This window comes from Leptospira vanthielii serovar Holland str. Waz Holland = ATCC 700522 (assembly GCF_000332455.1).
GTDB classification, from domain to species: Bacteria; Spirochaetota; Leptospiria; order Leptospirales; family Leptospiraceae; genus Leptospira_A; species Leptospira_A vanthielii.
The window spans coordinates 38,112-50,530 of sequence record NZ_AOGY02000027.1 but is presented as its reverse complement, the minus strand read 5'-3'; the positions used below and the strand labels follow the sequence as shown (position 1 = coordinate 50,530).

Sequence of the window (12,419 nt, the reverse complement as noted above, 5' to 3'; positions counted from 1 at the left end):
AACAACTTATAAAGAGTTTAGTCTTGGATGACGCTCATTGAGTATTCAGAAATCGCTTCGCGGCGTTTTTCTGCATAATCTTTGTGAAACCAAAGGTCTTGGGTGTTTTTGGCAGTCTTTTTGTTTCCCACAGTAATGGTTGTCATACAATGATCCACCGCATACTTCATGGCTTCTTTACCAGTTTCTCCCAGTCCCTTATTTCGTTTTTTACGAGTGATCTCAGCTCCTTGTTTGTTGACACGTGCAACTAACTTATCGTAGTCGGAGTCATCAATACAGAAAACCGTTTCTTTTTTTGCATCCTTCCACTTCACATCCACTTCGTAAAGTGGTGCCGCTGAGATATTGATAAAACCTAAATCAAAAAGTTCCGGCCAATACTCATAGAAAAAAGACAACATAAGAGAACGGATCGCATAACCATCAAAATCCGCATCGGTGATGATACTGATGCGATCATAATGTAATTCATCAATGGACTTTACTTTTTGGTCGAGGGGAAGGCCTACGATCGCAACGATGTTTTTCATCTCTTCGTTTTGAAGAGCTTTTGCGAGAGACATTCCCTTACAGTTCAAAGGTTTTCCACGTAAAGGGAAAAGACCATGTAGTTTTGGATTTCTTGCCGGACGTAAACCCGCAATCGCAGAGTCCCCTTCCGCCACAAATAGAATTCGGCCTGGATCGTTTGGTTTGCCCGTCGGAGGCATAAGCTTAGGGATGTTGTTCCGAGAGGCCTTACGGAGGCCTTTCTGCGCATCCTCGAGCTGTTTTAGCTGAGTTCTGCGCTCCATCACCATCTTAATTTCTTCGATGAGGCCGGTTTTCTTTAAAAGTTTGTCCAAATGTTTGTCGACCGACTTTCGGATATCATCATTCAAATCGTTGATGAGATAGGACTTATCTTGGGATTTAAAACGGGGATTTAGGATACGAAGGTTTACATACATGTGGAAACAACTTCTTACATCGTTACGTGTACATTGTGTATTGAGTTTCTTTTCTAAACTCACAATTTGCGATTTTTTACGAACCTCATCACATAACCTGTTTTCCAAATACTCAATGGCCGACCCACCTTGTGGACAAAAAATCGAGTTTACCCAAGTGAGGGTTTTGTTTTGGCCTACAACTACGTAAGTGTCCATATTGATTTGGGAAGCAGAGGTTTTATCAGTATAATCTAATTTGTAGTAAACCATTTCGGAGTTACTAAAAATTTCATCAAAACCTTTTTTAAATTTATATTTTTCCTTTCCTGTTTTGTGGATGAACACCACTTCCAAACCAGGGTTAGACATGGCTATGTCTTGTAAGTATTGTTTCACCAAATTGATGTTAAAAGATGTGTCTAGGTTGTTAAAGTAAGCAGAATTAAGTTCGAACTCAACAGTCGTTCCGTGATCTTCTTTTTTGGCCGCTTCTACAACAGCACTCATCCCTGTTTTGTCACAAGGTGCTTTTAGTTGTTTGATTTGGTCTGCGGATAAAAGTGGACAGTCGGCAAAAGTTCCATGTTCATCGAAGTATAAAAACACACGTTCTGTATCTTCTTTGGATAATTTAAAACTACGGACGACCTTTTTTACATCATCATGGATGCTAAACATTTTTTTGTAGGCTTTGCCACCATTGATGGTCTTCACACGAAAGAATGAAGAGACCATACGAACCAGAGAGATCCCCACACCATTTTGTCCTGCGACATGGTCTTCTTTGGCTTTATCATCAAAATTTTCTCCATACATCAAATGGAGGTACACACCTTCCGCATTGTCAGCAGGAATCCCGCGGCCATTGTCTTGGATGGTAACCCGTTTGCGATCCGTAGACAATTGGATGATGAGTTTGTTCATCTTGTCTTTTTCAGGGATGGATTTGTCGTTTAAGTTCTTTCTATATTCATCCACACAGTTCATACAAGCTTCGTCCAAACATTTCAGTTTGGCGGGGATGTCAGAAAGTTCTTCGTGCACAATGTCGTACGTACCGGCACTATCTTTGGTAAAAAAATGTTGTTCGAATGTGGACAAAGAGTTTTGGCCAAGCCACATTCCTGTCCGCATCCGAACGTGTTCTACATTCGATAATTTCTTAAAATTTCGCGAATTTCCTGAGGTTTTTTCAGTTTTTTGAGCCATAATTGATTATTTCGGATCCCATTTTTTCTTCAGTTCATCAAGTTCATCGGTCATAAAACCGGTGAGTTTTTTATCATCTTTTTGCAGAGTTGTATATTCTGTGTATTTGGTTTTTGCTTCTACAATGGCATCTTCACATTTGCGAACTTCTTCCAAAGTCATTCGGTATACAGGAATGGAACTCAACCATTCGAAGTAAATGAACTTAGCGGCCTTCAATTTATCTTCAAATTCTTTTTTGGATTTAATTCCTGTTACTTTTTCGTTCCATCTTTCTTTAATGAATCGAATGAGTTCCGAGTTACGATCAATCTTTTCTTTTTCTAGTCCTGCCAATCGTTTGAAACGACGAATGAGGTGGGTTTTTCTAAAATCGCAAAACCGTTTGATAATTTCTTCTGGGACAAAGTTACGAAGTTTTCCTTCATGAGTGATTACGTTGATAGTAAGCACTTCATTGTTTTCTTTTGTAAAAAGTTCTTTGATTTCTTTTTCAGAAGGTTCTTCACCTTTTTTGGCAATGAGTTCAATTTTAAAGGTTTGGCTGGAATGATCCACATAGTCTTTTAGCCAGTTGTCTTTTCTTTCAATCAGATCATCTAAATAATTAACTACTTTTTCGCGGTTCCAGTTCATGGGTGAGTCGACAAGAAACAACTTCCCATCATCTTTTTTGAAACCAAAAGTAGTGGACATCACTGTATTTCCGTTGTCATTTTTGGACAACTTCACTTCTCCACCGTACCCTTTGTACCACGGTGTGACCTTTTTTGGTTTCCCTGTTTTTAGATAGGTTACTTGGGAATCGATTACATCACTCAGTTTGTGTGCAGGAATGAAACAACGAAATCCCGTTGCGATCCCTTGGATATTATTTAAGAGAACTACTGGAACTTTCCCCACAAAGTGAATGGGTTCGTCTTCTGTTTCATCGTAGTTTTTTACATAATCAATGTCTGGTAGACTTTCAAAAAATCCTAAATCCTTTGCAAAGTCAGAAAGTTTTACTTCTGTATACCGAGGAGAGGCAATTGCATTCGGATCTAAAACGTCACCGAACGTTCCTTCTCCATGAACTAAAGGATAGTTATTCGCAAAAGCAAAGTCTTGCGCCATTTGAGAAAGTGCGTCTTGGATGGAACGATCTCCATGTGGGTGGTATCCCATGGCAAGACCGGCAACTTTTACAGTTTTGGTGTGACGGTTTCTTGCATCCGAGTTCCACATCGCCCAAAGAATCCTTCGTTGAACAGGTTTTAGACCATCAATTTCTTGCGGAATGGCTCTCGAATCGCATACGTAGCGAGAGTATTTCCTTTGGTCATCATTCACTTGGTCTTCAAAGGGGCGTTTAGGATACTGTTCTTCGTTCTTCATGGTTCCAAATGACACAGGGATGGGGTGAATTGACTTGTCAAGCGGTTTTCCCTTTTTAGACTGGCGATACACACTGATCTATGTCCCCAGAAACTCAAGAATACTCCCGATTCTATTGGCTTTTTTGTATCTTGATTTTTTTTTCTGGATCCAACTGCCAGAACCTGAAATCACTCATCATTAGAGATCCAATTTCAGAAATTCCCGCTTCTGTTTTATATATTAAATCTCCTCGGAAAATGAACCCATCCTTTTTCAAAGAAGGGTCTTCTCACTTCCGATTCATTGAATGGGAACCTGGAAAATCTACCGGATATGCAGAGAAAATTGAGCTCAGTTTCCTTGCTTACGACAATCATTTTTTATCAAACGTAAAAGCTGAATTCGGAAACGAACCTTTTGAATCTTATAAAATCATTTGGAACAGAAAAGTTGGAAAATTTAAAAAAGAAGAATCCGAAAAACGAATTCTTTTTGTTTATACCGAATCCTACGCTTCAGAAACCAAAGGATCCACTCTCTCTGCGTTATTGGAAAACAAAACAATTACAATAGAAAACAAAACTCAAATCGAAGAGTTCGACATTTTTGAATTAGGTGGAGATACAGGACAACTCATCGAAGAAGGAATTCGTTCCACACTTGGTGGTGATAACCGTTGGTCACATAGTTTGGGAAGTATGGAATTTTTTTCCTCTTCCACTGTTTTTACCAAACAAACAAACAATACTATCCAATCGGAAAATGTTTCGAATCATTACGACTATTTACAACTTCGTTATGAATGGAACGAAACAGAATCTGATAAACTTTTTTTCAAACTTATCTATAAAGATAATAATACACAATTATTCTTTGTTCCGCCGTATACCAATGGACTCAGTTCCAAAACAAAAGAACCTTTTGGTTACAAGCGGATCGGAGATTTTTTACTCAAAGAGGAAATGAAATGACAGAAGTTCGAACTCGCTTTGCCCCATCCCCATCGGGATTTCTCCACGTAGGAGGAGCAAGAACCGCCCTATTCAATTATTTATACGCAAAAGCCAAAAAAGGAAAGTTTTTACTTCGTATCGAAGACACGGACCAAGACCGGTCCACCGAAGCCTCTTTCAAAATCATCTTGGAATCTTTAAAATGGCTCGGAATGGAATGGGACGAAGGTCCTGGAGTGGGTGGTCCGAACGGCCCGTACACTCAGTCCGAAAGAATTCCTATCTATAAAGAATACACAGACAAACTGATTGCTGATAAAAAAGCTTATCGTTGTTTTTGTTCCGCAGAGGAACTGGACGGCAAAAAAAAACAAGCCGATGCGATGGGAATTCCTTATATTTATGATGGAAAATGTTCGGATTTAACAGATGCCGAAATCCAATCCCAAATTGAGAATAAAATTCCTTTCACGGTAAGGTTCAAAACTCCGCATAAAATTGTGATCGTAGACGATATGATCCAAGGAAAGGTAAAGTTTGAATCCAAACTCATTGGTGACTTTATCATAGTCAAATCGGATGGATTTCCTTCGTATAACTATGCTGTGGTGATCGATGATGCTCTTATGAAAATCACACACGTGATTCGGGGAGTGGGACATCTCTCCAACACACCGCGCCAAATATTGATCTTTGAAGCCTTTGGTTTTCCTCTCCCTCGTTTTGCTCATGCTAGCGAAATCGTTGGAACCGATGGGAAAAAACTATCCAAACGTGCGGGTGCCACATCGGTTCTTGCATTTCGTGATCTCGGTTATTCCAGTGATACCATGCGAAATTATATGGCCCTACTCGGTTGGACTTCTCCCGATGGGAAAGAATACATGAGTGACGAAGAACTTTGTTCCGTCTTTGATGTGGAACGCTGCTCCAAATCCCCTGCGACCTTTGATGTATTTAAAAAACTAAAAGAAGAAGAAAAGGAAACTGTTGATTTTAATAAGTTATCCCTTCTTGGACTTGCAGAATATTTAAATCCTAAATCAAAACTCAATTGGATGTCGAATAAATACATTCGCGATGTAAACATTGAAACTTTAGGAAAGGAACTCGAACCATTTCTCAAAGATTGCCAAATCCCAGAAACCTTTAAGTCAGGAACCAATCCACAACTCCTTTCCATTTTGGATTCCGTTCGTGTGTATTTGGATCGCCTCATCCAAGCCCCGCCCTATATCGAAGAATTCTTTTTAGAAAATCTCCAATTTGAAAATGATGAGGCCAAACAACTGGTTTTAGAAGGAAACGGCAAAGCTGTGGTTTCTGCTTTTTATCAATATGTCAAAGCCCATGCCTTAGTGACTCCCGATGAATACAAGGAAGCCATGACAAAGGCGGGAGAAACGACTGGAGAAAAGGGAAGAACCCTCTTTATGCCAATTCGAGCCATCACTACGGGGAAATCCCACGGGTTAGAACTGCCCATCCTCTTTAGCCTTCTTGGCCAAGAGAAACTTGTCAAACGGATGGAACAGCTCGCTTTGGCCTTGGGAATCACGGTTTAGGAATTTTTTTCCCTTACTGTTCCCATTTAAAGGATTTTTGACTTTTTTTCTCCCTCTCTTTCGTGTAATATAAACAGAAGCGGGGGGACAAGGCGGACATTGACAGCACCATCTGAAGTTTTACCTTATTTGTTATGCCCGTCTGTAGGATCGTATGCGATGTTCCTACCACCCGATATGTCCTCTGTCAGACATTTCCGAACCGAGCTCAAACGCACCCTAGAAGACAATGGGTTTAGCGCAGACAATATCATGCACATTGAACTGGCAGCCGACGAGGCGCTTACCAATGCGGTGAGTGCCAATGTTTCTTGTCACTGTGACGAAACCATCATCTGTCGTTGGCGAATCGATTCCTCAAAATTCACTCTTTATATTTTGGATTATGGATCGGGCCTTTCGGAAGAAGGTTCCCTTCCCGACACAGACAAAGACCTGCTTAGATCAAACCAATCACAATGTTTTAGTACCTTTCTCGACCACATCAAAAACCACCAAAGTAAAAAACCGGACACCCTTCCTTATAATGGTTCAGGCCAAAAACATAAGAACATGGGAAAAGGATTGAAAATTATCAATGCCATGATGGACTCCGTTAAAGTAATGTTTCACGGAGAAGGAATGGTAGACGAAGCTCCGGCGGGGTTCAAAGTTATGGGCTCCATCATCGCTCTCGAATACGACCGTTCCAAACACTTATAATTTGATCCTTCATATCAATACTTCCCGCGAATGGCGCGGTGGAGAACAACAGCTTTATTATTTAGTCCAAGGACTAGCTACTTTCAAAATCTCACAAATCATTGTAGGCCAACCTGGCTCTCCTTTAGAAACCAAATGCAAAGAAAATGGATATGAATTTGTTCCCATCGAAATGCGCGGGGAATGGGATAGAAAGGCATATAAGAATATTCGCTCTCTCTGTATTTCCAAAAATGTAAAATTAATTCATACACATACGGCCCATGCACATACGCTCGCCCTACTTGCCAAACGAAACCACTTAAACATCCCTCTCATTGTATCTCGTAGAGTGGACTTCAAACCAAAATCCAGTTTTTTTTCTAGATGGAAGTACCAACATCCAGCAAACGACTATTATTTGCCGGTTTCCCAAAAGATCAAAGAAGTGATGATGGAAAGTAAAATTGCTCCAGAAAGAATCATCACAGTTTATTCGGGAATTGATTTAAAAAGATTTTCGAAATCCGTCCCTCATGAATACTTAAGAGAAGAATTTCATATTCCCAAAAAATGCATTGTGATCGGAAATGTGGCAGCCCTTGTGGACCACAAAGACCAAGAAACATTACTCAACGCAATAGCAAAGATGAGAACTAACGTTGACTTCCGCCTAATGATCATAGGTGATGGAAAACTGGAAACCAAACTCAAAAACCAGGCCGAACAATTGGGAATCACCGACAAAGTGATTTTTACTGGTTATCGCAAAGATATCCCTGCTCTACTTTCTTTATTTAATATCTTCACACTCACTTCCAAAGAAGAAGGACTTGGGACTTCTGTTTTAGATGCTATGGCCTCAGGCCTTCCGATTGTTGCCACAAATGGTGGTGGGATTGGAGAAATGTTGGATCATAATGAAGGGGCTTACGTTTGTTCGGTGGGAGATGCAGAGAACATTGCCTTAGGCCTAGATAAACTCGTTGGCTCCGAAGAATTACGAACCAAGTTCGGAATTTTCAACAAAACTTCAGTCAAACGATTTTCTGTTACCAAAACAGTTGAAAAAACAAAACTAATCTATTATTCCTTTTTAGGAGATACTTTGTACGGAGAAGGAACATGAGTGGAAGACTACTGATCATTGATGGCCATGCCTTGGCTTTCCGAGCTTATTTTGCCTTCGCTGCATCCAACCTCACCAACTCCAAAACAGGACTTCCGAGTGGTGCTATCTTCGGATTTTGGAGGATGTTATTCAAACTCCTGCAAGATGAAAAAGTATCTCATATTGCTTTCACATTCGACCCGGGCACAAGACTAGAAAGAAATGATTTGTATGAGGACTACAAAGCCCATAGAAAACCAATGCCTGAGGATCTAAAACCTCAAATTCACAAAATCTATGAAATGTTAAAGGCTTTGGAATTCCCCATGTACAAATTGGATGGAATTGAAGCCGATGATATCATTGGATCTTTGTGTAAAAAATTTGCAAAAGATTTTGAAGAGATCGTTATTTTATCCAGTGACAAAGACTTATACCAAGTTCTTGACAAAAACATACACATGTTACGTGGGAAACGTGGTGTTTCCGAATTTGAAAAGATCGACCCTGAGTGGGTAGAAAAAAATATTGGAATCACCAAAGAACAAGTTACCGACTATATGGCGCTTCTCGGTGATGCCTCCGACAACATTCCCGGTGTCAAAGGTGTGGGAGAAAAAGGAGCAGCCAAACTCATCCAAGAATTTGGAAACCTAGAAACCATTTACAAAAAACTAGACCAAGTTAAAAACAAATCCCTCATTGATAAACTAGCCGCTGATAAAGAAAATGCATTTTTATCCAGAAAACTCGCAACCATAGTGACAAACCTCAAACTAGATATTAAAAAATCTGATTTAAAGGTACCCAACTATCATGAACCGGCTAAGGTGCAATACTTCAAAGACGAAGGGTATAATGTCCTACACCGCGACCTTGCCAAACAAGCGGGAATCCCGATTGTTAGCGATGGGGATAACAAAGAAGTAAGCCCCGAACCGACTACGGGGAAAAAAGGAAAAAAAACTACAGAAGGATCAGCGACTGCAGAAACAGACTCTAAACCAAACAAAGGTTCTGCGGTAGAGAAAAAGAGTTATAAACGAATCCAGACTTTAGATGATCTTAAAAAGATAGTCGCAAAATTAGATCCGAAGAAACCCATCTCTGTGGATACAGAAACCACATCTTCTGATCCCATGCTTGCTGAGTTGTTAGGGGTTTCTTTTTCCCAGGAACCCGGTGTTGGTTATTATATCGCCTTCTCTCATCCAGAATCTATTTATAGCCACCTCCTCCCAACACCAGAAGAAGGACTTGCTGTTTTGAAACCAATGTTAACTGACCCTAAGTGGAAAAAAATTGGACAAAACATCAAATACGATCTGTTAGTACTTCGTAATTACGGTTTGGAACTTGAAGGTATTTACTTTGATACAATGCTTGCCTCTTATCTTTTAAATCCTGGAGAACGTCGTCATAATATGGACGATATGGCCGTCGATTATTTGGATTACAAAACCATCACTTATGAAGAGTTAGTTGGCACAGGCAAAAAAAAACAAAACCTATACGACATTGACCCCGAAAAAGTCTCCGAATATGCCTGCGAAGACGCAGATATTACCTTACAACTTCATAATGTACTTTCTCCAAAAATGGAGGAAGGCATTCATAAAAAACTTTTTTTTGAGATTGAAATGCCTGTGTTACTCACACTCGCCGATATGGAATTTGAAGGGATCGCGGTCGAACCAGGATACTTCGAATCTCTTTCTAAAATCTTCGAGGCAAAAATCAAAGAACAGGAAAAAAATATCCATTTTTTTGCGGGAAGACCATTTAACATCAACTCAACGAAAGAACTACAAACTGTTTTATTTGAAGACTTAAGACTTCCCTCGGATAAAAAGACAAAAACTGGATACTCCACAGACCATTCTGTATTGGAATCTCTTCAGGGCACACACCCCATCATCGATCATTTGTTAGAGATCCGAAAATTTTCCAAACTCAAATCCACATATACGGACACTTTACCCACACTTATTAATCCCAAAACCGGTCGAATCCATACAAGTTACAACCAAACCATTGCGGCCACAGGTCGGTTGTCCTCCACTAACCCCAACTTACAAAACATCCCCATCAAAGATGAAGAGGGAAGGTTACTCAGAAAAGGATTCATTGCAAAAAAAGGATTTGAAATCCTATCTCTAGACTATAGCCAAATTGAGCTCCGAATTATGGCCCACTTTGCCAATGATCCTCAAATGATGGATGCTTACAAATCAGGAGCCGATATCCACAAACGAACCGCAGCCGGCCTTTTTGGAATTCCAGAAGACCAAGTAACTCCCGATATGCGAAATAAAGCGAAGGTGGTTAACTTTTCTGTGATTTATGGGGTCACTTCCTTTGGACTTTCCAACAACTTAAGGATTAGTCGTAAAGAAGCAAAAGAATTCATTGAAAAATATTTTGCCACATACACAGGTGTGGGAACCTATATGGAAGAAATTGTTGAGTTTTGTAAAGAACACGGCTATGTAGAAACACTACTTGGTCGTCGGCGTTACCTTCCAGACATTCACTCCAAACATAAAATGGCCAGTGAAGCTGCCAAACGTGTCGCCATCAATTCTCCCATCCAAGGAACTTCTGCGGATATGATCAAACTCGCGATGATTCAGATCCAAAACAAAATCAAAAAAGAATCATTTCGTTCCAAACTCATCCTCCAAGTCCATGATGAGTTAGTATTTGAAGTAGATCCAAAAGAAAAAAAAGAATTCTACCAAATGGCCAAAGAGGAAATGGAATCTGCAATGAAACTAAAAGTTCCCATTGTCGCCCAAGGGAAGTTTGGCGGTAACTGGGATGAAGCGCATTAGGCCTTTTGCCTTACTCCTTCTCTTTTTTCTATTTTACCTTTGGAATACGAAGGATTTATTCTTAAACGATAACCTCTATGGTCGATTCGACTGGGATATGTATAGTTTCCATGTCGAATTCTTAAGAAAATCCTTCTTAGAATTTGGTACCATCTTCCCATTATGGAATCCGTATTATGGAGCTGGGTTTCCTGTCTGGGAAAACCCAACGAGCAAAATGGCAAGTTTCACCCATCTGTTTGTTCTTTTTTTTCCCACACTCACCGCACTAAAGATTAGTTTTCTATTTTACTTTATCTTATCTGGAATTCTCAATTTCCACTCCTTTCGGATTTATACAAAATCAAATGTTTTGGCTTCTATACTTTTCACATTGATATTTCAATTTTCTGGATTTGTATTTCAAAAATTCTATGCCGGCCACTTAAACCAAATCCCTGGACTATTTTTACCGGCTCTTGTATTTTACATTCTTAGTTTTACTAAAAAACAAAATGGGGCCGTTGCCATTTTAATTGTCACCATCACCTATATTTTGTTATCCGAAGGAAGTATTTACCCCCTTTCCCAAACAGCATTCCTTGTTTTCTTTTTGGGAATCAGAGAAGTGTATCTTTCCGATTCACCCAGAAACTCGATCTGGCGATTGGCAAAACTCTCACTCTTTGTTTTAGGAATTCTCGCCGTCAAATGGTTCCCCATGTACCAATTCATCCATTCCGCGGGTAGGTATTTTGTCGCAGACCAATTTTCGTTAGATTGGAAAGACTACTATCCTATTTTTTTTGGATCCTCTCAACATCCATTACTTGCCCAATCTCTATCCCAAATGCAATACCGGTATTGGGAGTATGGAAATTATCTAGGCCAAGTTCCCCTCCTACTTTCCCCTCTGCTCCTCCTGAATAAGAAAAAGATGGTTTCTGTTCTATTTCTCCTAGTACTTGTGTTATGGCTGATGGCCGGAAATACTTCCACCTACTCACCCGCAGCAATCTTGGAACACCTACCAATTTATTCCTTAGAACGAGTGTATCCTAGATGGAGTCTTAGTGCTGTATTTTTATATATTTGGTGTTTGGCGGTAGGATTTCAAAACCTTGGGAATCTGGTTCCTAAAAAATTTCATAAAGGATTCGGTATAGTAACTATACTCTGTTTGCTGCTTCATGCGCAAGACACAAGGAGAATGAATACCAAGTTTCTTTCTGAAATTTTTATTCTTCCTTTGCCTAAGGTTTCTATCCAAAATCAAAATCACTATCCAATCACTGTTCCGACCGTTCCCAATTATGGTTCCGATTCCAAAATGTTGCCTGCACTAAAGGCAAACCTATCGACGAATGATATTTATGAAAATATAACTTTCTATTTTACGAATCAAACGATAGGCGATAAAGATTATAAAGGCGAATTCTACCTTCTCTCCACCAAACAAGAGTATGTTCCAAAAACATGGAAACCAGATCACGTTGAATTTGATTTTTTAAAAAAAGGGGAGACTTTAGTTTTCAATCAAAAGTATCATCCGGCTTTTACTACTTCCGTTTCGGGTCTAGAACCATGTTCGTTTAATGGATATTTAGCAGTGCTTCCAACTGAGGATCAGAAAAATATTTCGATTGAATATTCTTTGTATCGGAGTCTAACATCACAATCTCTGTCACCAATTTGTAATGTGACAACAACCGACGAAGCAAACTGATTTTCACCTTATTGTCACATTGTCGTAACCGATCCATTTTACCTTATAGGCAAGATAAACAAGAGGA

General features: G+C 39.7%; 8 protein-coding genes. 6 read left to right on the top strand and 2 right to left on the bottom strand.

Features of this window, described 5'->3' with window-relative positions:
• Positions 1 to 17: 17 nt before the first annotated feature.
• Both LEP1GSC199_RS05740 and LEP1GSC199_RS05735 read right to left on the bottom strand, forming a co-directional pair.
• Positions 18 to 2,144 carry a toprim domain-containing protein gene (locus tag LEP1GSC199_RS05740; RefSeq protein ID WP_002978878.1) on the bottom strand — a complete coding sequence of 709 codons (2,127 nt, stop codon included), beginning with the start codon at positions 2,142 to 2,144 and terminating at the stop codon, positions 18 to 20.
• A 6-nt stretch (positions 2,145 to 2,150) separates the two neighbouring features.
• Entirely contained in the window at positions 2,151 to 3,521 is a 1,371-nt protein-coding gene (locus LEP1GSC199_RS05735) for a DNA gyrase subunit A (RefSeq protein ID WP_039926211.1), read from the bottom strand.
• Positions 3,522 to 3,760: 239 nt separating this feature from the next.
• Here LEP1GSC199_RS05735 and LEP1GSC199_RS05730 point away from each other — a divergent pair, with 239 nt between their 5' ends.
• The 6 genes from LEP1GSC199_RS05730 (at position 3,761) to LEP1GSC199_RS05705 (ending at position 12,352) form a co-directional block, all read left to right on the top strand.
• Complete coding sequence (locus LEP1GSC199_RS05730; protein WP_002978974.1) at positions 3,761 to 4,474, top strand: hypothetical protein; 714 nt, start codon at positions 3,761 to 3,763, stop codon at positions 4,472 to 4,474.
• On the top strand, positions 4,471 to 6,021 hold the full coding sequence (gene gltX, locus LEP1GSC199_RS05725; RefSeq protein WP_002978833.1) for a glutamate--tRNA ligase: 1,551 nt from the start codon (positions 4,471 to 4,473) through the stop codon (positions 6,019 to 6,021). Before LEP1GSC199_RS05730 ends, gltX begins: the two co-directional genes overlap by 4 nt.
• A 159-nt stretch (positions 6,022 to 6,180) precedes the next feature.
• Positions 6,181 to 6,723, top strand: coding sequence for an ATP-binding protein (locus tag LEP1GSC199_RS05720; protein WP_002978816.1), 543 nt, complete (start codon positions 6,181 to 6,183; stop codon positions 6,721 to 6,723).
• 1 nt (position 6,724) lies between these two features.
• Positions 6,725 to 7,831, top strand: a complete 1,107-nt coding sequence (locus LEP1GSC199_RS05715) for a glycosyltransferase (protein ID WP_002978932.1) — start codon at positions 6,725 to 6,727, stop codon at positions 7,829 to 7,831.
• Positions 7,828 to 10,647: a DNA polymerase I gene (gene polA / locus LEP1GSC199_RS05710; RefSeq protein WP_002978867.1), complete on the top strand. Its 2,820-nt coding sequence runs from the start codon at positions 7,828 to 7,830 to the stop codon at positions 10,645 to 10,647. The genes LEP1GSC199_RS05715 and polA overlap by 4 nt, the downstream gene beginning before the upstream one ends.
• Complete coding sequence (locus LEP1GSC199_RS05705) at positions 10,634 to 12,352, top strand: hypothetical protein (protein WP_002978989.1); 1,719 nt, start codon at positions 10,634 to 10,636, stop codon at positions 12,350 to 12,352. Before polA ends, LEP1GSC199_RS05705 begins: the two co-directional genes overlap by 14 nt.
• Positions 12,353 to 12,419: the final 67 nt, after the last annotated feature.

Bases quoted from the DNA above. Each gene is read 5' to 3' on its own strand.
- LEP1GSC199_RS05735 (WP_039926211.1), bottom strand. From the start codon at position 3,521: ATGAAGAACGAAGAACAGTATCCTAAACGCCCCTTTGAAGACCAAGTG.
- LEP1GSC199_RS05705 (WP_002978989.1), top strand. From the start codon at position 10,634: ATGAAGCGCATTAGGCCTTTTGCCTTACTCCTTCTCTTTTTTCTATTT.
- polA (WP_002978867.1), top strand. From the start codon at position 7,828: ATGAGTGGAAGACTACTGATCATTGATGGCCATGCCTTGGCTTTCCGA.
- LEP1GSC199_RS05730 (WP_002978974.1), top strand. From the start codon at position 3,761: ATGAACCCATCCTTTTTCAAAGAAGGGTCTTCTCACTTCCGATTCATT.
- LEP1GSC199_RS05720 (WP_002978816.1), top strand. From the start codon at position 6,181: ATGTTCCTACCACCCGATATGTCCTCTGTCAGACATTTCCGAACCGAG.
- gltX (WP_002978833.1), top strand. From the start codon at position 4,471: ATGACAGAAGTTCGAACTCGCTTTGCCCCATCCCCATCGGGATTTCTC.
- LEP1GSC199_RS05740 (WP_002978878.1), bottom strand. From the start codon at position 2,144: ATGGCTCAAAAAACTGAAAAAACCTCAGGAAATTCGCGAAATTTTAAG.